Annotated in this window: 20 protein-coding genes and 5 pseudogenes; 8 read left to right on the top strand and 17 right to left on the bottom strand. The window is 43.7% G+C overall.

Features of this window, described 5'->3' with window-relative positions; genetic code table 11:
• Positions 1 to 1,402: 1,402 nt before the first annotated feature.
• From prpB to JCM19037_RS09325, 4 genes and pseudogenes are all read right to left on the bottom strand, one after another.
• Complete coding sequence (gene prpB, locus JCM19037_RS09340; protein WP_042400261.1) at positions 1,403 to 2,323, bottom strand: methylisocitrate lyase; 921 nt, start codon at positions 2,321 to 2,323, stop codon at positions 1,403 to 1,405.
• A gap of 12 nt (positions 2,324 to 2,335) precedes the next feature.
• A pseudogene (locus JCM19037_RS09335) lies at positions 2,336 to 3,771 on the bottom strand (bifunctional 2-methylcitrate dehydratase/aconitate hydratase).
• A gap of 22 nt (positions 3,772 to 3,793) precedes the next feature.
• Positions 3,794 to 4,906, bottom strand: coding sequence for a citrate synthase (gene mmgD, locus JCM19037_RS09330; RefSeq protein WP_042400258.1), 1,113 nt, complete (start codon positions 4,904 to 4,906; stop codon positions 3,794 to 3,796).
• Positions 4,907 to 4,924: 18 nt separating this feature from the next.
• The gene (locus JCM19037_RS09325; protein ID WP_042400257.1) at positions 4,925 to 5,605 is read right to left on the bottom strand and encodes a GntR family transcriptional regulator; all 681 of its coding nucleotides are present in this window, start codon (positions 5,603 to 5,605) and stop codon (positions 4,925 to 4,927) included.
• A 249-nt stretch (positions 5,606 to 5,854) separates the two neighbouring features.
• On the opposite strand from JCM19037_RS09325, the pseudogene ilvD reads away from it, so the two are divergent.
• The 6 genes and pseudogenes from ilvD (at position 5,855) to JCM19037_RS29325 (ending at position 11,087) form a co-directional block, all read left to right on the top strand.
• A pseudogene (gene ilvD / locus JCM19037_RS09320) lies at positions 5,855 to 7,543 on the top strand (dihydroxy-acid dehydratase).
• 118 nt (positions 7,544 to 7,661) lie between these two features.
• Entirely contained in the window at positions 7,662 to 7,925 is a 264-nt protein-coding gene (locus tag JCM19037_RS27120; RefSeq protein WP_238544637.1) for a hypothetical protein, read from the top strand.
• Positions 7,901 to 8,635 (top strand): TAXI family TRAP transporter solute-binding subunit, encoded by a 735-nt coding sequence (locus JCM19037_RS09315; protein ID WP_238544636.1) that lies wholly within the window; start codon positions 7,901 to 7,903, stop codon positions 8,633 to 8,635. Before JCM19037_RS27120 ends, JCM19037_RS09315 begins: the two co-directional genes overlap by 25 nt.
• Before the next feature lie 58 nt (positions 8,636 to 8,693).
• Complete coding sequence (locus JCM19037_RS24195; RefSeq protein ID WP_193744716.1) at positions 8,694 to 9,116, top strand: DUF1850 domain-containing protein; 423 nt, start codon at positions 8,694 to 8,696, stop codon at positions 9,114 to 9,116.
• A gap of 7 nt (positions 9,117 to 9,123) precedes the next feature.
• Positions 9,124 to 10,827, top strand: coding sequence for a TRAP transporter permease (locus JCM19037_RS09305; RefSeq protein ID WP_307189773.1), 1,704 nt, complete (start codon positions 9,124 to 9,126; stop codon positions 10,825 to 10,827).
• Entirely contained in the window at positions 10,797 to 11,087 is a 291-nt protein-coding gene (locus JCM19037_RS29325; protein ID WP_307189772.1) for a hypothetical protein, read from the top strand. The genes JCM19037_RS09305 and JCM19037_RS29325 overlap by 31 nt, the downstream gene beginning before the upstream one ends.
• 46 nt (positions 11,088 to 11,133) lie before the next feature.
• Here JCM19037_RS29325 and JCM19037_RS09300 read toward each other — a convergent pair whose 3' ends face one another.
• The 7 genes and pseudogenes from JCM19037_RS09300 to JCM19037_RS09275 all read right to left on the bottom strand — a co-directional run bounded on the left by JCM19037_RS09300 (position 11,134) and on the right by JCM19037_RS09275 (position 17,817).
• A complete protein-coding gene (locus JCM19037_RS09300) occupies positions 11,134 to 11,967 on the bottom strand; it encodes a DegV family protein (RefSeq protein WP_042400253.1) in 834 nt (277 codons plus the stop codon).
• 119 nt (positions 11,968 to 12,086) lie between these two features.
• A pseudogene (locus tag JCM19037_RS09295) lies at positions 12,087 to 14,197 on the bottom strand (AAA family ATPase).
• A gap of 278 nt (positions 14,198 to 14,475) precedes the next feature.
• Complete coding sequence (locus tag JCM19037_RS22595) at positions 14,476 to 14,868, bottom strand: hypothetical protein (RefSeq protein WP_052363744.1); 393 nt, start codon at positions 14,866 to 14,868, stop codon at positions 14,476 to 14,478.
• A pseudogene (locus JCM19037_RS09290) lies at positions 14,850 to 15,676 on the bottom strand (sorbosone dehydrogenase family protein). Before JCM19037_RS09290 ends, JCM19037_RS22595 begins: the two are co-directional and overlap by 19 nt.
• Positions 15,677 to 16,159: 483 nt before the next feature.
• On the bottom strand, positions 16,160 to 16,771 hold the full coding sequence (locus tag JCM19037_RS09285; protein WP_042400249.1) for a hypothetical protein: 612 nt from the start codon (positions 16,769 to 16,771) through the stop codon (positions 16,160 to 16,162).
• Positions 16,768 to 17,040 carry an autorepressor SdpR family transcription factor gene (locus JCM19037_RS09280; RefSeq protein WP_042400248.1) on the bottom strand — a complete coding sequence of 91 codons (273 nt, stop codon included), beginning with the start codon at positions 17,038 to 17,040 and terminating at the stop codon, positions 16,768 to 16,770. Before JCM19037_RS09280 ends, JCM19037_RS09285 begins: the two co-directional genes overlap by 4 nt.
• 129 nt (positions 17,041 to 17,169) lie before the next feature.
• A complete protein-coding gene (locus JCM19037_RS09275) occupies positions 17,170 to 17,817 on the bottom strand; it encodes a GntR family transcriptional regulator (RefSeq protein WP_042400246.1) in 648 nt (215 codons plus the stop codon).
• A 78-nt stretch (positions 17,818 to 17,895) separates the two neighbouring features.
• Here JCM19037_RS09275 and JCM19037_RS09270 point away from each other — a divergent pair, with 78 nt between their 5' ends.
• A complete protein-coding gene (locus tag JCM19037_RS09270) occupies positions 17,896 to 18,780 on the top strand; it encodes a DMT family transporter (protein WP_042400243.1) in 885 nt (294 codons plus the stop codon).
• Between the two features lie 56 nt (positions 18,781 to 18,836).
• Here JCM19037_RS09270 and JCM19037_RS09265 read toward each other — a convergent pair whose 3' ends face one another.
• The 6 genes and pseudogenes from JCM19037_RS09265 to JCM19037_RS09250 all read right to left on the bottom strand — a co-directional run bounded on the left by JCM19037_RS09265 (position 18,837) and on the right by JCM19037_RS09250 (position 22,607).
• Complete coding sequence (locus JCM19037_RS09265; protein ID WP_042400241.1) at positions 18,837 to 19,394, bottom strand: GNAT family N-acetyltransferase; 558 nt, start codon at positions 19,392 to 19,394, stop codon at positions 18,837 to 18,839.
• Positions 19,395 to 19,558: 164 nt separating this feature from the next.
• Positions 19,559 to 20,218, bottom strand: a complete 660-nt coding sequence (locus JCM19037_RS27115; RefSeq protein WP_238544635.1) for a C-terminal helicase domain-containing protein — start codon at positions 20,216 to 20,218, stop codon at positions 19,559 to 19,561.
• Between the two features lie 26 nt (positions 20,219 to 20,244).
• The gene (locus JCM19037_RS27110; RefSeq protein ID WP_238544634.1) at positions 20,245 to 21,060 is read right to left on the bottom strand and encodes a DEAD/DEAH box helicase; all 816 of its coding nucleotides are present in this window, start codon (positions 21,058 to 21,060) and stop codon (positions 20,245 to 20,247) included.
• Positions 21,061 to 21,267: 207 nt separating this feature from the next.
• Positions 21,268 to 21,465, bottom strand: coding sequence for a cold shock domain-containing protein (locus tag JCM19037_RS09255; protein WP_042360841.1), 198 nt, complete (start codon positions 21,463 to 21,465; stop codon positions 21,268 to 21,270).
• 218 nt (positions 21,466 to 21,683) lie between these two features.
• The gene (locus tag JCM19037_RS29320; protein WP_307189771.1) at positions 21,684 to 22,016 is read right to left on the bottom strand and encodes a hypothetical protein; all 333 of its coding nucleotides are present in this window, start codon (positions 22,014 to 22,016) and stop codon (positions 21,684 to 21,686) included.
• Positions 21,977 to 22,607, bottom strand: a pseudogene (locus tag JCM19037_RS09250) (LD-carboxypeptidase). The gene JCM19037_RS29320 and the pseudogene JCM19037_RS09250 overlap by 40 nt, the downstream one beginning before the upstream one ends.
• A gap of 126 nt (positions 22,608 to 22,733) precedes the next feature.
• Here JCM19037_RS09250 and JCM19037_RS09245 point away from each other — a divergent pair.
• Positions 22,734 to 23,075, top strand: a complete 342-nt coding sequence (locus JCM19037_RS09245) for a DUF1806 family protein (protein ID WP_042400238.1) — start codon at positions 22,734 to 22,736, stop codon at positions 23,073 to 23,075.
• Positions 23,076 to 23,079 lie beyond the last annotated feature (4 nt).

Genomic DNA, 23,079 nt, shown 5'->3' with positions numbered 1-23,079 from the left:
TAATAATCATACGATGTAACGGAACTTCTGAAAAAACAAAAAGGGGCTATCCGCTCAAGTATTAGAATAAACCTAGGGCACAGCCCCTTTTTCTATGAATGAATATCACAACTTGAATCAAGTAAAGGATTCCGGATAGCTAAAACCAGTGTGGGTTATTCATTTCCATTGCAGGCGGATGCTTTCTCTCTGGAGTATAAGGCGACACCGGTGGCCAAAAGACGCAAACCGTGTTTTCGTTAATGAGAAGAAACCGATGAGCTCCTCAGTCTTACGACCATGTCGATGATAATTTGAAATTTGGATAACCGAAATAGGTCGGTGGTGTGTATGAGAGGTGTAGAAATTGCTACGCTTTTTAGTGCCTTGGCACTTTTACATAGGAAACCTCGGAGTGGCTCCTAGCTATGGTAGGATTTCTTCCATTTCGAAAGCCGATTTAACTAAAATCTTACCATTGTATGTTCTATGGTGAGATTTTCAGTTTCTATGGCAAGGTTCGCAACACCCAGGTGCGGAAAAGAAGAGAAATCTTACCATAGGAGTTTCTATGGTAAGATATTAGCCCAACATCTTGCACGGTACATAGCATAGGGAAATTGGAAGCCGTATACTCGTACTTTTGCTTGTTGAACATTTAAAATTCCAATCAACGGTTTTATGATGGGTTTTCTACATTTGCAGCGCCTAAGTTGACTCGAATCCCTGTGCGGAATGGACAGTCTAGTTCCAAAGATCCCCGATTGGAATCAGATTCGCTCAAATGAGACCGTTTTGCCACTTTCTGATTCCAATCGACCAGCATCTACTTCCAAACATCCGTTAATGGAACCAGATTGAGCCCTTTAAAGAAAATGAACGGCAATCTAGTTCCAAAGCCGCACCTCGCATTCGTCCACACCACACCGCCATGAAGATTGAGTCGCACGCCCTGCCCCGAACCCCGATTTGAAAACCCAAAATGCTGTCGGCGCGATTCGCGCGAACCGAAATCGGTCGTAAGGGGTTCGATGTAGTCCAAACTGCGTGCAAGTTTTACGAAATGATCACTTATAAAGAGCAAACTAGCGCGCACATTGCGAACCATGCCCTGCCCCAACCCGGTATAAACACGATTGGAGTTATCCCACTTTTGTCATAACGGTCCATTCGTATGAAATCACGATGGAACCTCTACATTCTTGTATCCAATAAATGTCTTCCGTTCATGCTATAACCTGTGAGGACTCGTCCCGCAGAAGGCACTTCCTTTCGTTCCGATCAGTCGGAATGGTCCACAATGACTTGCTCGCCAAAACGGTATATAGAAAGAACGTACATACAAAAATCGGAGTACAGATCATAAGCGATCTGTACTCCGATTTTACTTTAGAGGCTTTTGAGGCAGCCCCTTTTTCTCACATTATCGCTGTTCCTTCCCGACGACAGGAAGGACGGTTTTTGCGATTTGATCGTCAAGACTTTCATAGTCGTAGTATTGAATGGTCTCGTACAGATCTGCTCTCGTTTGCATCTCGTCTAAGTGGTCCTTTTGTGTGCCTTTTGCATAAATCTCAGCAAATACTCGTTCGTATGCTTTCGCGGCGACACGCATCGATGTGACCGGATAGATGACCATTGAAAAGCCGAGGTTTTCGAACTGGTCCGCTGTGAAATAGGGCGTCTTCCCGAATTCTGTCATATTGGCGAGCAACGGTACCGAAATATGATCCGCGTAATATTTGAAGTCCTCTTCGTTTACGAGGGCTTCAGGGAAGATGGCATCTGCGCCTGCATCGACGTATGCACGAATGCGTTCGAGTGCCTCTTCTTTTCCTTCAACAGCTTTTGCGTCCGTTCTAGCGACGACGATTAAGCTCGGTGCAATTTCTTTTAGTGTTTTGATTTTGGCTGCCATGTCTTCTACACTAACGAGTTGCTTGCCGTTTAAATGTCCACATTTCTTCGGCAACGCTTGGTCTTCGATTTGTACAGCAGCAACCCGAGCTTCGACCATTTCTTTAGCCGCTCTTGCTACGTTAATCACACCACCGTAGCCCGTATCAATATCAACCAATACTGGCAAATCGGTTGCGCGAACGAGCTCTTGTGCACGGTCGGCAATTTCATTTGAGTAGATGAAGCCCACGTCTGGGAGCCCTTGGCTCGCCGTGAAAGCTGCACCTGAAAGATAAAGTGCCTCGAACCCCGTCTTCTTCGCCATGAGCGCACTCATCCCGTCATGAGCGCCTGGCATTTGCAAAATCTTTTCCTGTTGGATGAGTGTCTGGAACCGTTCAGACAATTCTTGTTGACTACTATGATTGTTCACAACCCAACTCATGAAAATTCACTCCTATATCGTAAATTTCTCCATAAACTCATGCACGCCGAGCTTCTCAAACGAAGGATCTTGGAACAGTTGGAAAAGTTCATCCGCTTGCTTTTGTGGGAAGCGGGTGTGAAGTGTTTCTTTATATTTGCTCTCAAGGAACGGAATGCTCTCTTCCCGGCGACGACGATGACCGAGCGGATACTCAATCGCGATGTCTTCTGTTTTCGATCCGTCTTTGAAAATGACTTGAACGGCGTTTGCGATCGAACGTTTCTCTGGATCAAGATAGTCTTTGCTGTATTGTTCGTTTTCGACAGTATACATCTTCTCACGAAGTGCATCAATTTGTGGGTTCGCTGCCACATCATCTTCGTAGTGATCAGCGGTTAGCTCACCGTAAATGAGGCCGATCGCTGTAATGTACTGCAAAGAGTGGTCACGGTCAGCTGGGTTATGAAGTGGACCGGTTTTATCAATAATCCGGATCGCTGATTCGTGTGTTGTGATTTTCACTTCTTGAATGTCATCAATGCGATCTTTGATCTGAGGGTGAAGCTGTACTGCGGCTTCAGCAGACGTTTGCGCGTGAAACTCTGCTGGGAACGATACTTTAAACAAAATGTTCTCCATCACATAGCTCCCAAATGGACGAGCGATCGTTAATGAATTGCCGCTAAACAATACGTCTTGGAAGCCCCATTTTGGTGCGGTTAGCGCACTCGCATAACCCATTTCACCTTTCATCGTCATCAGTCCTAAACGAACGGCACGACTCGTCGCATCACCTGCTGCCATGATTTTCTAGAGCCGGCATTTGGTGCATGACGGTACGTACGTAAGCTGGAATTATCGACCCATGCTTGAGAAACCGCATCAGCAACTTGTGCTTCTGTACCACCGAGCATTGCCGTAGCGACAGCGGTAGACGCTACTTTTACGAGGAGCACGTGGTCCAACCCTTCACGGTTAAAGCTGTTCTCAAGTGCCAATACACCTTGAATTTCATGCGCTTTCACTGTCGCTATTAGCACATCCTCCATCGTAAGTGGCTCTTCGCCTTTTGCCACTCGCGCGCGGCTAATGTAATCCGCAACAGAAAGAATCGCACCTAAGTTATCCGATGGGTGTCCCCACTCCGCTGCTAGCCACGTATCGTTGTAATCAAGCCAACGAACCATCGTTCCAATGTTGAACGCGCCTTGAACTGGGTCTAACTCAAATTGCGTTCCTGGCACGCGAACCCCATTGGGTACTTGCGTTCCTTGAACGATCGGTCCAAGGTGCTTCGTCGCTTCTGGGTAGCGAAGGGAAAGAAACGCACATCCGAGAGAGTCCATGAGCACGAGCTTCGCCGTGTCCATCGCCTCTTCACTTGAAATCTCTCCGTTAACGGCATAATCTGCAATTTGTAACAATACTTCATCTACTAATGGCTTTTCGTTTAGTTTAATATCCATTGATTACTCATCCTTTCAACGATTATGGGTGTAAGTTTCTCGGACCTGTATATTTCACGCGCGGTCGGTATAAACGATTGTTGTCATGTTGCTCAATGACGTGCGCCCCTAAACCGACGGCACGTGCTGCAAAAAACACGGGTGTGTAGAGAGGAATTGGAATGTTAAGCAAATAATAGACAGGTGCTGCGTAATAATCCAAATTCGGGTATAACCCTTTTTCCTCACGCAAAATATCTTCCCCACGCTGACACATCTCAACGAGATCTTCGCGTCCTCGCTCTTTTGCAAGTCGTTTTAACGCTTTTTTCATGAGCGTCGCTCTCGGGTCCATCTTCTTCATATACACGCGATGCCCAAATCCCATGATCCGTTCTTTATTCTTTAATTTGTCATAGAGCAGTTTCTCAAAACCTTCCGTCGTATTGCCTTCAAGCAACATGTGCATGACCGCTTCGTTTGCTCCGCCGTGAAGACTTCCTTTAAGTGAAGCGACAGCGCCAGTAAACGCCCCATACATATCGGCTTGTGTTGAAGCAATCACCCGAGCTGTAAACGTGGAGTTCGGCATTTCATGCTCACTGTACACCATAAGAGACTGGTCAAACACTTCTGCCTCAAGCTTTGTCGGCTCTTTTCCGGTAATCATATACAAGAAGTTGCTGCTAAATGGCAAATTCTCTAACGGTTCCACCGGCTCATTTCCTTCTAGCTTGCGGTAACTATTCGCGACAATATTAGGAATCTTCGCGAGAAGACGAAGTGACTTCTCCTGGTTCGCATTTGTGGAGCGGTCTTCAAGCTTCTCTTCAAAACCGGCTAAAGCAGAAATTCCTGTACGAAGTGCATCCATTGCATTCGTTTCTTTCGGCAAGTACTCATACAATTTCAAGAAATTGTCAGGAAGTGCATACGACTCTTTTAAAGCGCTTTCAAACTCCAGCCGCTCTTGGTCTGTTGGCAACTTCCCGTTAAACAATAGGTACGCCAGTTCAACATACGTAAGCTTTTCTGATAGCTCAATAAGGTCATAGCCTTTAATGACAATCTCTTCTTGTTCTACATCAAGATAAGATACATCGGTTTCTGTTGCGATGACACCGTCTAAACCGGGAATCACTGTTTGTTCCTTCATCGTACTGCACCTCTTTCATCAGAATGAATGTGAAGATGAATTTGTTGCAATCGTCTCTTCAATCGTCTTCAAACTTCTTCGAATATGCGCACGCATGAGATCTTCGACTTCCTTACTGCTTTTCTCTTTAAGAAATTGCAGTATCTCGATGTGTTCTTCCAATGGAGTGTTCAATGCATATGCGGGGTTTTTGTACCCGCTGATGCGCCGATACCGGTCCACTTTATTCTCCAACTGTAGAAGAAAGCGTTTGGCCGTATCGTTATGACTACACTCTTGGATAATTCCATGAAACTCTTCGCTGTGTTTTAAGAAATCTTGCGAACGCGCTCTCTCTACCGCTCGTTTCATGAGTTCGATCGTATCTTCCAACCGATACAGATCATCTTGGCTCATCCGCTCCGATGCTTCCTTTGCGACGAGACCTTCCATCATCTCACGAACGACAAACACTTCTCTCGCCTCTTCAAGCGTAACAGGGGTCACAATCATCCGTCCATTTGCTTGTTTATTCACCAAACCTTCAAGCTCTAGTCGGTACAATGCCTGCCTTAACGGCGTTCTACTAATCTCTAGATCTTTCGCCAGTTGGTCTTCCAATAGATGCTCTGCTGGTTGATACTGGAGTTCAATAATTCGTTCTTTCAACACTTCATAAGCATAATCAGCAGCAGATAAACGCTTAGATGTTTTTTTCACAGCCGATGCTCCTTTGTGTACAACCACCTCAGTTCACTTGCTGAAGTATTATAATATAATTGTATACAAATTTAATTTTCTGTCAACATCTCTTTTCTTCTGTAAAGCACTACAAAAATTCGAGCTTTTCAGCTAAAATTGTACTAACCTTGTTTGTCGATGCTTCGTTACATGTTCAGAAAACTTCAACAACGAAAAGGCGTACATAACAAGAAATCCAATGAACAGACGTAGAAAGGATGTATCCTCATGAGTAAAGACAAAGATTTACGCATCCGCTCCCGCATTATTAGCGAAAGTCCGAATCGTGCGCCAAATCGCGCCATGCTAAGAGCGGTAGGATTCAAAGATGAAGACTTCAAAAAGCCGATGATTGGCGTAGCAAGCGCATGGAGTGAAGTCACTCCTTGTAATGTACATTTGGACAAACTCGCCATTTCTGCGAAGAGTGGTGCCGAGAATGGCGGTGCTCCGCTCATTTTCAATACGATTACAACATCTGATGGAATTGGCATGGGACACGAGGCATGTTCTTCTCCCTGCCAAGTCGTGAGGTAATTGCCGACTCCATTGAAACGGTCATGAATGCAGAGCGTCTAGACGGCCTCGTTGCCATTGGCAGCTGTGACAAAAACACCCCCGCTTGTTTAATGGCGATGGGTCGCATTAATGTCCCTTCCGTATACGTGTACGGTGGAACGATTCAACCTGGGAAGCTGCACGGTAAAGACGTGGATATTGTGTCTGCATTTGAAGCGGTCGGCCAACATCAAGTCGGCAAGATTACCGATGAAGAGTTGCATGAAGTCGAGTGCAGTGCGTGCCAGGTGCAGGTGCATGTGGTGGGATGTACACGGCGAACACGATGGCCTCAGCCGTTGAAGCGATGGGCATGTCCCTGCCTGGTTCTTCATCTACACCTGCGATAGCAGGAGCGAAAGAAGACGAAGCAAAACGCGCCGGCGAAGCGGTAAACTTGTTATTAGAAAAAGGCATTTACCCACGGGACATTATGACGAAAGAAGCGTTCGAAAATGCGATCACAGTCGTCATGGCACTCGGTGGTTCTACAAACGCCTTCCTTCATCTCATCGCGATGGCCCACGCGGTCGATGTGGACCTTGATTATGACGACTTTGAGCGTGTCCGTCAAAATGTCCCTCACATTGCCGATTTGAAACCGAGCGGTCGCTACGTGATGCAAGATTTGAATAACGTCGGCGGGGTTCCTGCGGTTATGAAGCTTTTGCTTGAAGCAGGTCTCTTGCACGGAGACTGCATGACCGTCACTGGAAAGACGTTGGCAGAAAACTTAGCCGAAGTCGAGGCACTGCATGACGGGCAAGACGTCATTATGCCACTCTCTAATCCGAAGAAGAAAACCGGTCCCCTCGTCGTATTAAAAGGAAACCTCGCACCCGAAGGTGCCGTTGCGAAAATGTCGGGGCAATCCATTACACGCTTCCAAGGTCCTGCCAAAGTCTTTAATAACGAAGACAAAGCGACAGAAGCGGTCATGAACAATGAAATCGAAGCTGGAGATGTACTCGTCATTCGTTACGTCGGTCCAAAAGGTGGTCCAGGAATGCCTGAAATGCTTTCCCTTACCGCTATGCTTGTTGGGAAAGGACTTGGTGGGAAAGTCGCTCTCCTTACCGATGGCCGTTTCTCCGGTGGTTCCCACGGCTTTGTGATTGGTCATGTGGCACCTGAAGCGCAAGTCGGTGGCCGATCGGGCTACTAGAAAACGGTGACACAATCACGATTGATAGTGATGAATACCTTTTGCAAATGGAAGTGGATGAAAAAGAACTAGAAACGAGAAGAAGGAATTGGAAAGCACCAGAACTTCGCTACAAAACAGGTGTACTCGCCAAATACGCTGCGCTCGTTTCCTCTGCTTCCAAAGGGGCAATTACTGACGACTTTTCAAAATAACCGATAGAGTAAAATGGCCAACTGGTCATTTTACTCTTTTTCTCTACACGATTTATTCATATTGATTATTGTTTGAATATATTATATTGTGAATATTATACTAGGAGGAGGGGTTCATATGTTTAAGAAATATGCATCAACTTTTGTACTTGCTAGTGCGGCGCTAATTGTAAGCGCTTGCGGGAATGGCGATGATTCTGCTGGCGGAGAAGTGGACGACCTATTCGTAACCATAGCAGCCGGCGGGACATCTGGTGTTTACTATCCAATTGCTGGAGCAATGGCAAGTGTTTATGAAACGCGGGGCACGATGTTTCCGTTCAAGCAACTGGAGCTTCTGTTGAAAATGTTAACTTATTGCAAAGTGATCAAGCGGAATTAGCAATCGTAATGGCCGACACCGTAGAACAGGCTTATGAGGGATTTGGGGCCTACGATGGTGAAGATCCACAAGACAACCTCGTCGCCATCGCTGGTTTGTACCCGAATGTTGTACAAGTCATCACGACGACAGATTCTGGCATTGATACGTTTGCTGACCTTGAAGGTCAACGAGTCGCTGTTGGCGATGCAAACTCCGGTGTGGAATTAAATGCGCGAATGATGTTTGAAGCACATGACATGACGTATGATGACATTTCTGCGGATTACTTGCCTTACGGTGAAGCCATTGATCAAATGCGTAATGGAATGCTTGACGCTGCTTTCGTCACAAGCGGTGTGCCAAACTCTGCAGCGATGGATCTTGCAAGTACCCATGACGTTACCGTCGTTCCAATTGAAGATGACGCCATGACTTACCTTCAAGACAACTACCCATTCTTTATTGAAGATACTGTGCCAGCAGGTACGTATGATAACGAAGAAGACATCCAAACACCTTCAATTACGAACTTACTTATTCCTAACCCTGAACTTTCAGAAGATGAAGTTTATGAATTGACACAACTTTTTTACGAAAATTTAGAACAAATTCAAAGTTCTCATGATGCAGCTCAAGATATTGAGATTGAAAACTTCCAAGAAGGGGTTAATATCCCATTACATCCAGGTGCAGAACGATACTTCCAAGAAGAAGGTTTGCTCGATTAACGTCAAACGTCCTCTTATCATCGTCTCGTTGGTCGTTGTACTTTTTAGTGGGGTCGGTATGTTTCTTTTCACAAATAATAGTACCCTCACTTTATATCACCCGCGTACCGATGAGGTGTTTATGGAAATTCCCGTTCAACCTGGAGACGAATTCACGTTACGTTGGATTCATTCCGTAGAGAAAACCCCATGGGAAGAAACATTGCTCATAAAAACGGATGGCTCCTTCTCATTAATCGAATCACGTTTTCAATCGTACGGTGCAGGCACGGCTGCATACGGTCGTGGTGATACGCGTGTTGAAGACGGATATATCGTGACAACCCATAATGAGGAGGATACGTACGAAACATACAATTGGTACCATTCTCACGATGCGCAATTTGCTTTGCACAAAAACGGTTCGTCCATTGTTCACTGGGCGGACCTTCCTCATCATGAACCGATTGAAATGGCAATCGAAGCTAAAGGAACGAGGTGACGTACGATTGACAAGCACTTTTAAAGAACAACCACTTGACGATCAGCAACAAGAAATTCTCGAAAAGTACGATAGTGAATCAAGATTTCGAAGTTTTAAGAATAAATGGCTCGTCTTAATCGTAACCATTATTGCTGTATCTTTCTCTCTCTATCACCTTATTACAGCTTTTACAGGCCCACCTGTATACGTACTTGTCCACCGTGCCCTACACGTTTCAGCGGTGCTCGTACTCATCTTTTTGTTATTTCCAGCAACAAAAAAAGCAAGTCGGCAAAGCTTACCGTGGTATGATTTGTTGCTCGCACTCTTGTCATTTCCATCGACCATTTATTTATTTGTGAACTACACCGAAATTGTAACAAGGGGCGGGCTTCCAACAACGCCAGATGTGATCTTTGGGACACTGTTAATCGTACTCGTCTTTGAAGCTGGCCGACGCGTTACCGGCTGGGCATTGCCTATTCTTGCCTTTCTATTTGTCCTGTACGCATTGTTCGGTAGAGATTTACCAGGGATATTCAGACATAGAGGGTATGATTGGGACGCGATTTCCAATCAGCTGTTTACGACGACCGAGGGCATACTCGGAACAGCAATTGGGGTTTCTGCTACTTATATTGTGCTGTTCATCTTGTTCGGCGCATTTCTAGCCAAGACAGGCATGGGACAGCTATTTAACGACTTGGCACTCGCACTTACTGGGCACGCAAAAGGAGGCCCGGCAAAAGTTTCTGTCGTTGCGAGTGGGTTTTTAGGTAGCATTAACGGCTCGGCGATTGCAAACGTCGTTACAACCGGGGCATTCACCATTCCCCTTATGAAGAAGATCGGCTATAACAAGAACTTTGCAGGTGCAGTCGAGTCTTCCGCATCGGTCGGCGGGCAAATTCTTCCTCCGGTTATGGGGGCTGCTGCCTTTATTATGGCCGAAACCCTTGGTGTACCGTACACCGATATCGTATTGATTGCCATATTACCAGCACTACTTTTTTATATCGGCATTCTCACACAAGTTCACATTCGGGCAACGAAGCTGAATTTATCAGGAATTCCTCGAAGTGAACTGCCGCGCGTCATCGACGTGCTAAAAGAGCGCGGTCATCTCTTACTGCCGATTGTCTTTTTAATCTACATGCTCTTCTTTAGCGGAACAACGGTTATCTTCTCAGCGGCGTGGACGATTATCGTCACAATTATTGTGAGCTTCTTTAGAAAATCGACGCGCATGAGTGTAAAAGACTTTATTGATGCGCTCGAAAACGGGGCACGCACCACAGTATCCGTTGCGATCGCTTGTGCTACGGTAGGAATTATTGTAGGAATTGCTACAATTACTGGGTTCGGTTTAAACCTTGCCAATGCCATTGTATCTATAGGCGGGGAAAGCCTATTCTTAACACTCCTTTTCACAATGGTCGCATGTATTGTGTTAGGGATGGGGATGCCAAGTATACCTGCGTATATTATTACCGCAACGATGGCAGCTCCAGCACTCGTACAACTAGGGATTCCTCCAATTGTTGCTCACATGTTCGTGTTCTACTTTGGAATTTTTGCAAACATTACACCACCAGTTGCCCTTGCCGCATTTGCAGCCGCCGGACTTTCTGGAGGCAGTCCGATGCGGACCGGATTTATGGCAATGAAACTCGCAATTGCAGGTTTATCGTTCCGTTCATGTTTGTGTATAACAATGAAATCCTCATGATCGGTACGACATTTATGGAATCATTCGGGGTCATTATTACATCCATTATCGGAGTGGTTATGCTTGGAATTGCAGCAGAAGGTTATATCTTTGGGCGTCTAAATATTGTGTTTCAAATTCTCATGGCAGGTGGATCGTTACTATTTTTACATCCAGCGCTTATAACAGACGCAATTGCTGTCACGATTCTCTTAGCCATCTTGCTTTTTCAATGGTTTATCAGATCAAAAAAGAAGCCACCGCACTCAGCAGAAGCATAAAAAATAAGCCCGCTGTCAAATTGACAGCGGGCTTATAATATCCGTCTTAGGATTCCGTATAATACGTAAAACCAATCGCACCTTCTCCAGTGTGTGTACTGATGACTGGAGTTGTCGTCTGAATCGAAACGGAATGCTCTTTTAATTTATCGCGTAGTTTATGGGCGAGTTCCAGACCGTTTGCATGTGAGATGCTAACGCCTTTTACCTTTTTGCCTTCGGTATCTTTGTTGAAATGAGAGAGTAACGTTTGTACAACTTGCGCTTGCGTTCTAGCCTTCGTCACTGGCGTATACACCCCGTCTTCTAATGCAGCGATAGGTTTTAATTTCAAGAGAGAGCCAATCCACGCTTTCCCTCTTCCAATTCTTCCGCCTTTTAAAAGATTCTCAAGAGTGCTTACAACAACGAATAATTTTGAGTTGTTTCTAATCTCTTCAATTCTAGCAACAATTTGTTGCATTGGTTTACCTTCTTTAGCAAGCTTCGCTGCCTCAACAACTTGAAACCCGAGTGCACTTGCAATATACGTCGAATCCACGACCTTTACATCAGCATTTGCCTGTTCGGCAGCCATGCTCGCTGCCCGGTACGTCCCACTCATGCCTGATGTCATATGAATCGACAAGATTTGACTGCCGTCTGCGGCTAGTTCTTCGTATTTGTTTATAAATTCACCGATGGACGGCTGTGAGGTTTTTGGTAACTGATCTGCTTTTGCCATCATCGGCAAAAAATCCTCTGGACTTAAATCTACCCCGTCAACAAAGGTTTGGTCATCAATATGAATGGTTAAAGGCACAACCGTAATCTCAAGCTCATCAATGATCTCTTTAGGAAGATCCGTTGTTGAGTCTGTCACAATTTTAATGTTTGTCATTCCTTCCACTCCTACCCTTTAGGACTACTTTCCTTAGTGTAACAGTAACAGGAGGATAGCGGAATATAAATGAGAAAAAAAAGACTTGAGAACATGCAGATGTTCTCAAGTCTTTTCCATTATTTAGTCTTCACAACGACCCTATCATCTTCCATCATGACGACAAGTTGGCTGTAATCTTCTGTGTTTAACATCAAGTCGGCAATACCGTCTTCGACATATTCCTCAATCACTCTTCGAAGAGGTCTTGCACCAAACGCCGGATCGTAGCCGATATTAACGATTTTTTCTTTTGCCTCTTCCATAACCTCTATACGAATCCCTTGTTCGCTTGCGGACTCAATAACATCTTCAAGCATCAAATCTACAATTGAAACGAGATCTTTCTTCTGAAGATCGTTAAATTGAACAATCGCATCAAAGCGGTTTAAGAACTCCGGTTTAAAATAATCTTTTAGGCCGTTGATTAACTGTTCATCGCCTTTCACATCATCTGCACCAAAGCCTACCGTCGTTGTTTTTACGCCGGTACCTGCATTTGTCGTCATAATAATGACCGTATCTTTAAAACTAACGGTTCTTCCCTTGGAATCGGTAAGACGACCATCTTCCATGATTTGAAGGAACATGTGCTGAATGTCTGGATGGGCCTTCTCAATCTCTCTAAGAGGATAATGCTGTATGGCTTTCTCCGCACGCGCTCTGTCAGCTGTCCAGCTTCCTCATAACCGACATAGCCAGGTGGCGAACCGATGAGTTTAGATGCGGCATGCTTCTCCATGTATTCACTCATATCAAAGCGAATCATCGCATCTTTTTCTCCAAACAACTCGACAGCAATTTGTTTCGTCAGCTCGGTTTTACCGACACCTGTCGGTCCCGCAAATAAGAATGAACCAATTGGACGTGTGCCTCGTCGTAAACCGGCTCGGTTTCGACGAATCGCTTTAGATACTTTGCTAACTGCTTGATCTTGCCCGATAACATTTGCGTTTAGCCTGTCCGGCAAATCTCTCATCTTCTGCTGTTCATCCGCTTGCAAGCGACGTACAGGGATGCCAGTTTTTGCTTCAATAAGCTGTTGAATGTCTTCGATATCAACAACTGCTTGTTGCCTAATATCCTCAGCTTTTGATTGTTGCTTATCAATCAGCTGCAATTCTTCAGTGCGAAGCTCTGCTGCACGCTCATAATTCTCATCCGCAGTTGCTTGCTCTTTTTCTTTACGAATTTCTTCGAGACGCTCGGTAATATCGTCTGTGCTTAACTCAGATGTTTTTAGGTTCATCTTCGCACCAGACTCATCCATCAAGTCAATCGCTTTGTCTGGCAGAAAACGATCTTGAATGTAGCGATCAGACAACATGACAGTAGCTTCAATTGCCTCCGGCGAATACGTGACTTCATGGTATTTTTCATAATAAGGCTTTAACCCGTTTAGAATTTTCAAGCTGTCTTCTCTTGTTGGCTCATCAACCATCACCGGCTGAAAACGTCGTTCAAGTGCAGCATCCTTTTCAATTTTGCGGTATTCATTAAGTGTCGTAGCGCCAATTAACTGCATTTCACCGCGAGCGAGCGCTGGCTTAAGGATGTTCCCTGCATCTGAAGAACCTTCTGCAGAACCTGCTCCAACGATTTGATGGATCTCGTCAATGAACAAAATGACGTCATCTCGATTTTTCATTTCTTGAATAAGCTGTTTCATCCGTTCTTCAAATTGTCCACGGACGCCTGTTCCAGCCACAAGCGATGTTACATCCAATAGATAGATCTGTTTGTTTTTTAGCTTTTTCGGAACATCTTCGTTAACGATTCGAAGGGCTAGACCTTCCGCAATCGCTGTTTTCCCTACGCCAGGTTCACCAATGAGTACTGGGTTGTTTTTATTTCTCCGATTTAATGTTTCAATGACTCGCTCGACCTCATAATCTCGGCCAATTACAGGATCAATCTGCCCATTTGAAGCGTCCGTGGTGAGATTTTTCCCTAATTCATCTAATAAACCGCCACCTTGTTTCTCGTCTGTTGTTTCAGAACGAACGTGGTGGTTAGTCGTATCACCATTCATGAAATTCATTGGAGAGGCACCTTGCCCTGAAGGTTGATGCATCTGGTTTCGCAAATCTTGATAACAAGATTGGCAAAGACTCATTTTTCGTTGATTTCCATTAATGTTCATGCGCAATTGTACACGCGCTTGATTCGTTTGACAGTGATCACATTTCATCATTATCCTTCACTCTCCTTTGTATATATCGGTAAGCAAATATTGACTTTGACTATATTTAACCTTTCCATACTTCTATTATAGTTTGACTATCTTTGACTTTCAAGTGTTTTTTTATTTTATTTTGGGAGATGAGCAATAATGAACTATACAGACGATTTATACAGCGGCAATTCTGCTTCAATAATGGATATAAAGCGCGGGAATAAGGAAGTTTCAATAGTACATAAAAAAAGTTGTTCCACGGGGATTAATCCTCGTGGAACAACTTTTAGTAATTATTCAGCGTCTTCTTCGTCTTCTTCAGAATCTTCATCTGCATCTTCTTCAGAATCTTCATCGTGCAACTCTTCTTCGTGCTCAGCACCTGATTCTACATCTTCATCGTTCTTCAAATCAGCATCTTCGTTTTGGAAGTTTCCTGCAAGAACATCGTCAAGATTAAGTTGTACGAGACGGTCATCGTTATCATGTCCGCTTGCGCGACCATCCGTGTTGTGAGTAAGGAGGTACATTGAATCATCTGTAATCATTACGTCACGTACACGATCAAAGCCTGATACGATTTGCGTGATCTCACCTGTTTCAATGTTGTATTCGTTAACACCTAAACCTGCAAGTGCAGTAAAGTACAAGTTCCCATCAAGATAATCTACACCAGATGGTGCCAAGTGTTTTTACCAGCGTGAGCGAGTGGTGATTCCATGCCTTCTTCTTCACCGTCACCCCAGATTACTGGCCAACCGTAGTTGTTTCCACCTTCAATGATGTTTAACTCATCGTGACCTGTTGGTCCATGTTCAGTCGCATACATCGTGCCATCTTCGCCCCAAGTTAGACCTTGTGGGTTACGGTGACCGTACGTATACACGTGAGAATCTTCTTCAAGGTTGCCTTCTGGTACTGAACCATCAAGTTCATACGAAGAATTGAACCAGCATAGCTGTCTTCGTCTTGAGCAATCATCGCGCCTTCAGTATCGCCTTCTTGACCGTGAATCTCATCGACGTCTCCAACACCTACGTAAAGAAGATCGTCTGGGCCAATAGCGATACGGCCACCACTGTGGATCCTGAATCCAGGGATCTCGTCAAGTAGTACGTCTTCTTCAGTCCATACGCCTTCTTCTTCATCAAAAGCGACGCGAGCAACTTTGTTGAAAGCCTCATCTTCATCACCATACGTGTAATAGATGAATGCTTCATTTGTTTCGTCAAAGTCTGGTGCTAGTGCCATACCCATGAGACCAGCTTCAATCTCTGTATATAGCTCATCGCTGAATTCAACAGGGTAGCTTTCCTGAGAATCTTCAGTGACGTGAACGATTTCACCAGTGCTTCTTTCAGTGATGTAGAAAGTACCGTCATTTTCTTCGATGTTCCAAGGTGTTTCTAGATCTTCAGCAAGAACCGTTACACCCTCGTCATTCTCATCTAAGACTGTGCTGCCTTCGTCATCATCGCCTTCGTCATCGTCCATGTCTTCTGTTTCTTCTACAGTGTCTTGATCACTGTCATCTTGTGGCTCATCAGCTGTACCTTCATCATCGGTACCACAAGCTGTGAGTAACAAAAGAAAGCTGCTTGCTACTAACCATTTCTTCATCGTGCTTTACCCCTTTTCTGTACGTCTATGTTGGATTAGCTCGACAATTAATGTACACAGATAGTACTCTATTTATGCGTGAAATTGTATGGTAAACGTCTGTTTAACTTAAAACTAAATACGCGAATTTTCGTCATCTGTTATGCACATTAAAACGTCGACCCAAGCATATATTGCCCGAACTTGAGTCGAAAGTCAATCATTTGTACCTGCCACTTTAATATAGCGAATTCAACTAATTATCTAATCATTTTTGCATATTCTCACTTTGTAAATTATCTTGACTTTAATTGTATTATAAACTCACTTTTATTCATTATATTAACGATTCTAATTTTAAAACTCATTCATTATTCGTTATTTTATGAGAAAACGTTTTTGCTCAGCTACTACGATAAACACCTTAACGATGCCACTTCCTGTCAAAACGAGACTCAAATAAATGGCTTGATAATCTACAGGAACGAACAATATTGGCAATAAAAAGAGTGCCGCTCCAACGAAAACAATCCCTACCTTGCGACTGATCACGCGAACATCTCGTTCTTTGATTATCGAGGCTCTCTTTGGCCAAGAATAATCACGATCGAGAATCGGAAGTAGGTTTCCGATCATCATATACAGCCAAGCAACAAGAACCCCTATGATCGCAACTGGACTTGTGATGATGGCATAGGCAAATAACGTGATGACGACTTGAACACCTACTATAAAAAATGCGATTTGGTTGAGAATATGCGTAAACATTTTCTCATGCTTCCCTTTTATTTGCTTTCTTATAATAATATTTAGAACACTTAAAACCGCAATGATTGTTGGAAAAATGACTGCAATACCGAACTGATGAATCCAAACAGGCTCACCAGTAAACATAATACCGACATGCTGTACACTTTCCCCAAATAGAACGACGACCGTCATGATTATGACTGAACTTGCTAGCCATAAAAAGCTCCACGTTGTATTCATTGTTCATCCCCTTTACTCATTTTTTGTAACCAAAGCATTGCTTCTTGCAACAACGTCATATTCAAGGAATAGATGACATACTGCCCCTTTTTCTCCCGATAGACGAGATTGGCTCCATGAAGAATGTTTAAGTGGTTTGTAATGCTTGGTTTGGACATGTTAAATACGGCTGCGAATTCTCCAGCAGAATGATTACGTTCTCTTAACATTTCGATCATTTGCCGTCTCGTATCGTCTGCCAAAGCTTTAAAAACTGCTGTTGGGTTCACTTTGCAACTCCGCCTTATTTAATTAGTTAATTATCTAATTATATATATCATAATCGTACATAATCAAAAAAGCAACAAAAAGACGCAGATTTCATTTAAAAGCGGATCTGCGCCTAGCCTTGTACATGTTTATTTATAATTCTTTAGCAAGTGCTCTAAACTATTCATCCAGTTTTCTTGAATTTGCTTAACAGCTACCGATTCATTCTTTTGTCGCATCGCTTCAATCATTCGTTCGTGCTCTTGATACGACTTTTCTTTTGGTGAATGATCATTAAAATAATGGTACTCAACCCGTACAATTTTATCTCTTAGCGGAGTTAAAATCTTAATTAATGTGTCGTTTTTTGCAAGGTGCACAATCTCGTTGTGAAATGCCAAGTCAGCTTCCAGCGCTTCGATGGATTGTTTACGCTGAAGTGCTCGCTCATACTCAGCATTTAAATCAACAAGCATTTTGATGTCTGTTTGGTTGCAATGCTTCACTGTTTCTCGAACAGCTAACGCTTCTAATGATGCAACGATCGTATAGGCTTCCCTCACTTCTTCAAGGTCAATCGGTGCAACCATTGTGTAACTATTTGGCTTGCTTACAATAAAAGCTTCATCTTCTAAGCGCAATATCGCTTCCCTCACAGGGGTGCGACTTATGCCGAGTAATTCTGAGAGCTCTGCGTCACGAACACGCCTTTCAGGTGCCAATTCTCCAGTGATAATTGCCTTTTTAATCATTTCATACGCATGCAAACGCATCGAGCTTCGTTCGATTTTTTTCATATGACCACCTTTACAGCACATATATTAATATGTAATATATCAATTATACTCTAAAAATTCAAGATTCCAGGTGATACGATGAGTGCAAAAACGATTAATGTGTTGCTGTTGTTCACAATTATTTGTATTTCATTGTCAGCTATTTTTGTACGGCTTTCTGATGCGCCTTCTACCGTGATGGTAATGTATCGGATGCTTCTCGGTAGCATGCTCATTATCCCGTTCGTCTTCAAAGAGCGGCACAGTTTCACAAAAATATCGGGCATGGACTGGTTGAGATTATCATTTGCCGGCCTGTTCCTTGCAGGTCACTTTGGTTTATGGTTTGAATCATTGAATCATACGACCGTAGCTAGTTCAACACTCATCTTATGTTTACAGCCTGCAATTGCCCTTATTGGTGGCCTCTTATTCTTTAAAGAACGGATCCATAAATCGACGATCGTTACATTAAGTATCGCCTTTATCGGCGTCATCATTGTCGCAGGTGGCAATGTAAACCTCGGACCTGGTGTGATGTACGGAAACTTGTTATCTTTCTTAAGTGTGTTTTCGGTCGTTTTGTATTTACTTATCGGACAACGAACGGTAAAATCCGTAAATCACTGGGTTTACAGCTTTATCGTCTTCATGTTTGCCGCACTGTTTATGGTTGGTTTTAACCTTGTACAAAATATTTCGTTTACCGGATATACGAGTCATGATTGGCTCATCTTTTTATTGCTCGCCATCTTTCCTACAGGTGCCCATTTAATCTACAATTTGTTACTAAACTACGTAAACACAACGACTGTGTCCATTAGCACACTCGGTGAGCCCATTGGTGCATCGACACTTGCCGCCATTTTCCTCGGCGAAATGTTCACTACCGTTGAGCTGATCGGGGGGATTCTAATCATCACCGGCATTTATCTCTTTCTACGAAGTCAGAGTAGCATGTACAAAATCAAAGAACCAAGCTAGCCTTATGCTTATGAAGGTCAACGCACATCACGTCGATCTTCATAAGCTCGTGTCACCTATTTAACGGTTGCATATCCCATGATAATGAGATCTGAATACGACCCATCAGGCATTTTAATTGCATTAACTTTGCGACCTTCTTGATTAAATCCGTGTTTAATATACAGGTGGATCGCTCCTATATTTCGAGAGAATACTTCTAGACTAATTTTCTCGATGGTCAAATGCTTTGCTGCCCATTGTTTTAACATTTTGAGCAACTCATCACCGACACCTTGATTGCGCCAATCTTTATGCACACTCATTCCGAGTGTACCGTCGTGCTGATTGCGCTTATTGTTCCCACCATGAAAGTCCAAAAAACCAATTACTCGATCATTATGAATTGCGACGAGCGCTAAGGCATTTTTCTGATTGTAAAGTCGATCTAAGAAACGTTCTTGATCGGTGTATGAATTTGTAAACTCATCTTCAGCTGTGAGCAAATACGGAGCTTCTTTAAATATTCCTCGCAGAAAGTCGGTAATTTGTTCAGCATATTCAACAGTCGCTGTTTGGATGAGAATGGGCTTTTGATTTTTCGCTTTCGATTGATGTTCTAGAATAGCTGCCACACGAGTTCCTCCCTTGATGTTTCTAACGATGTAATTCGAGGAGCCAATTGCAAAATCCTTCCCCTTTCTTTAATCTTCAGACAAACAACGGTTCAATGTGACAAAACAAACCATTGAGCAGAGTAACGAAAAATAGCCCTACCGTCTCTTTGACGACAGTAGGGCTATGAGTATAAGTGGTTAACGATGTCTTCCGCTTCCACGTTTAAATTGGCTGCTATTGCCACGCTGCTTCTTCGCTGGCCGCCGCCACCGCCGCCTCGATTCTTTTGTCCACTACCGCGAGGGCCGTTAAATCTGCCTCCGCCTTTACCTTTTGAAGGTGCTGGCTTCCCACGTTTTTTCTGAACAACTGGACGCTCACCTGTCAGCGTCTTCATCGGTTCCTTTGTCTCATTTTGTAATGAGGCAAGTGCTGCAGCAACAACCGTTACTGGATCATGCTGCTCTAGGAGTTCCGAAGCCGTAGACTCAAGGCCTTCGTATTCTTTCTTCTCGATGATTGAAACAAGCTCTTCAGCAAGTCTTTGCTGGCGAATATGAGACGCCTGCTCTTTGGAAGGAACGTCCATAAGACGAATCTTGCCTTTCGTTTCTCGCTGAATCATTTCAAGATGACTCATTTCAACTGGCGCAGCAAACGTGAAGGCTTTTCCAGATTGACCAGCTCTACCCGTTCTACCGATACGGTGTACGTAACTTTCCGCTTCTTGTGGAATATCAAAGTTAAATACGTGAGTAACGCCGCTCACATCAATACCTCTTGCAGCAACATCAGTCGCAACGAGGAACTTGACCGCTCCTTGTTTAAATCTTCTAAGCACATTCGTACGTTGTGCTTGTTTTTAAGTCACCGTGAATTCCCGCAGCAGCAAACCCCTTGTTGCTCAAGCGCTTCTGACAATTCATCAACTCTACGCTTCGTGCGTCCAAAGATGATCGCAAGCTCTGGGTCTTCTAATTCAATCAGTCGGCTAAGCGCCAACAGCTTATGCTTCTCTGGTACTTTAATCGCATACTGCTCAATGTTTGAAACCGTCATCGTTTTCGCTTTAACCGATACAGTTTGCGGATCACGCATGAAACGATCGGCTACCTTGCGAAGTCTTGTCGGCATTGTTGCAGAGAACAATAATGTTTGACGCTCATCTGGAACTTCTTCTAGGATCGTTTCAATATCCTCTACAAAACCCATGCTAAGCATTTCATCCGCTTCATCGAGAACAATCGTTTCAATCGATGCCGGGCGAATTGTTTTTCTTCGTGTATGGTCCATATAACGACCCGGTGTCGCCACGACAATTTGCGGTCGTGACTTCAATTCACGAATTTGTTTCCCTATATCTGCACCGCCATAAACCGCAACGGTTTTTACTTTCTTATTACGTCCCAAACGGGTCAGCTCGTCTGCTACTTGAACAGCAAGTTCACGAGTTGGTGCAAGTACGAGTGCTTGTACGTTTGGATTATCTGTATCAATTTTTTCAAGCATCGGAAGACCGAATGCTGTCGTTTTACCTGTTCCTGTTTGAGCTTGACCGATTACGTCGTGACCTTCTCTTGCTACAGGTAGTACTTTTTCCTGAATTGGTGTGGCTTCTTCGAAACCCATTTTTTCAATGCTCTCGAGTAACTCCAGAGGCAAATCTAGTTCATTAAACTTCATTCAAAAAATGCTCCTTTACATCTCTTTTCTCTATTTACTTCATTAGGAATGTATGATGCAAAAGCGCTCGAAGACTTCCAATTCCAAAACGGAACGAACCTAATCACGATCATTTCACTAAACCTAAGTCTAGCTCACTTTTGCACAATAGAAAGGAGTATATTCCATATGGAATATACCCCTCTATTCCTGAGTATTCAGTTCTTCTTAAAGACCTACTACGTTAGCAGCTTGTGGTCCGCGGTCGCCTTCAACGATTTCAAATTCAACGTCTTGACCTTCTTCAAGAGTCTTGAAACCTTCAGCTTGGATCGCAGAGAAGTGTACGAATACGTCGTCTCCGTCTTCACGCTCGATGAAACCGAAACCTTTTTCAGCGTTAAACCATTTTACTTTACCAGTCATGCTTGTGGCCTCCTTTGATTAGGCGGTTCAAAAAGGTCTTCCTTCTTGAACAAAAAAATGAGTAAAAATAATTGAAAAGATGGTGGTACCTTTTTGCGTCCTAAACTGTATAGCAGAGGCCGAAAAAATAAATACACCGTACATTCAATCACTTTCGACATTCTGAGTATAGCACGTGGCTTTCCCAAGATCAAGTAGCTGTAAAAGAAAATTTCAGTTCAGTCGTTCGTAACAAGCGCCCGTGTTGTTTCTATTGTAAGCGTATCGGCATTCATTGTCACTTTGGCACCAATCGGAATTGTCGTTTTATACGTGCCATGTCCTGACATGATGTTAGTTATTGTCGGTTTTCCGATTGGAGTGAAGAATGATTCAATTAATTGATTAAAAGACACCTCATAGGACGGATAGCAGCGACTACACCTTCCGATTAAAAACCCTTCACATTCATCTAGCTTCCCAGCTTCTTCTAACTGTTGAAGCCCCCGGTAAACACGCCCAGTTGAATCGTTTATTTCTTCAATGAAGAGAATCTTCCCCGCGCATCCCACTCATAAGGCGTACCTAACCCGCCAAGAAGCGAGGTTAAATTGCCTCCGATGATGTCTCCTGACGCGATGCCTGGCACGAGAGACCTCATTGAAGACGCAGGTGGATTCTCAACTCGAAACGGTTCATTTACTTCAGACACGGCTGTGAAAAACCGGTCAAAATTAAACGCCGGTGTGGACAGTTTAAAGTCAATGAGCATCAGCGAGTGTAGGGATTCTACATTTGCGAACTCGTATAAAGCATTAAGTAGAATCGTAACATCACTATATCCAGTTACAATTTTTGGATTCCCTTGAATCAAATTGTAGTCCAAATACTTGAGCATTCCGATGACACCACCCACCTCGAACCGGGAGGATCATCTTCACTTCATTATTTACGACCATATTCATGAAATCTTCAGCACGAGACTCATCGTCCCCTGCAAGAAACCCATTCTCTTCATAAGTATGTTCTCCTATAATGACTCGAAGCCCTAAACTCTCCAAGTATGCGATGCGCTCATCAATAACTTCTCTACTTAAAGGGCTTCCTACAGAAACAACCCCTACCGTGTCTCCAGCCTCTAATCGTTCAGGTCGAATTGCCAATCAAACCACCTACTATCTATTCGTCGTGGATACACTATATGTTAAGGGTGTAGCACTCATGCACTTTCATTTTCAATTCCGATGAAAACCGCTACACTATTAGTAAGAAATAGAAAGGGTGACACGATGATTGACATTGATATCGAGCGCGTCCAAGCTAAAATTTCATCTTTTTATAATAAACCGTGCTATATCCATTTTGAAATGACGAGTGGTGCTTATGCGGCCTACAGACACGGGCATAGTGCATCCGGTTATATACGAAACTCCCGTGTACAACTATTGGAAGGAAAAATTACTGGTGAAGGTCCATTTCGAGTTGGACTTAAAACCGAAGACGGCTGGATTTATGCTGACGGATTGACAAAAAAGGATGAAGACGGCGAAGGTACATTATTATTGTATGGGTTTGACCCTGAAGGAAAAATGCAGATTGCTTTACAACTTAGTGACACACCCTTCCAATAAAGGA

Origin of the sequence: Geomicrobium sp. JCM 19037 (assembly GCF_000698105.1) — a bacterium.
Lineage (GTDB): Bacteria > Bacillota > Bacilli > Bacillales > Marinococcaceae > Geomicrobium_A.
This window is presented reverse-complemented; position numbering and strand designations above follow the sequence as displayed.

Bases quoted from the DNA above. Each gene is read 5' to 3' on its own strand.
- prpB (WP_042400261.1), bottom strand. From the start codon at position 2,323: ATGAGTTGGGTTGTGAACAATCATAGTAGTCAACAAGAATTGTCTGAA.
- mmgD (WP_042400258.1), bottom strand. From the start codon at position 4,906: ATGAAGGAACAAACAGTGATTCCCGGTTTAGACGGTGTCATCGCAACA.
- JCM19037_RS27120 (WP_238544637.1), top strand. From the start codon at position 7,662: ATGTTTAAGAAATATGCATCAACTTTTGTACTTGCTAGTGCGGCGCTA.
- JCM19037_RS24195 (WP_193744716.1), top strand. From the start codon at position 8,694: ATGTTTCTTTTCACAAATAATAGTACCCTCACTTTATATCACCCGCGT.
- JCM19037_RS29325 (WP_307189772.1), top strand. From the start codon at position 10,797: ATGTTTGTGTATAACAATGAAATCCTCATGATCGGTACGACATTTATG.
- JCM19037_RS09300 (WP_042400253.1), bottom strand. From the start codon at position 11,967: ATGACAAACATTAAAATTGTGACAGACTCAACAACGGATCTTCCTAAA.
- JCM19037_RS09285 (WP_042400249.1), bottom strand. From the start codon at position 16,771: ATGAATACAACGTGGAGCTTTTTATGGCTAGCAAGTTCAGTCATAATC.
- JCM19037_RS09275 (WP_042400246.1), bottom strand. From the start codon at position 17,817: ATGAAAAAAATCGAACGAAGCTCGATGCGTTTGCATGCGTATGAAATG.
- JCM19037_RS09270 (WP_042400243.1), top strand. From the start codon at position 17,896: ATGAGTGCAAAAACGATTAATGTGTTGCTGTTGTTCACAATTATTTGT.
- JCM19037_RS27110 (WP_238544634.1), bottom strand. From the start codon at position 21,060: ATGAAGTTTAATGAACTAGATTTGCCTCTGGAGTTACTCGAGAGCATT.
- JCM19037_RS09255 (WP_042360841.1), bottom strand. From the start codon at position 21,465: ATGACTGGTAAAGTAAAATGGTTTAACGCTGAAAAAGGTTTCGGTTTC.
- JCM19037_RS09245 (WP_042400238.1), top strand. From the start codon at position 22,734: ATGATTGACATTGATATCGAGCGCGTCCAAGCTAAAATTTCATCTTTT.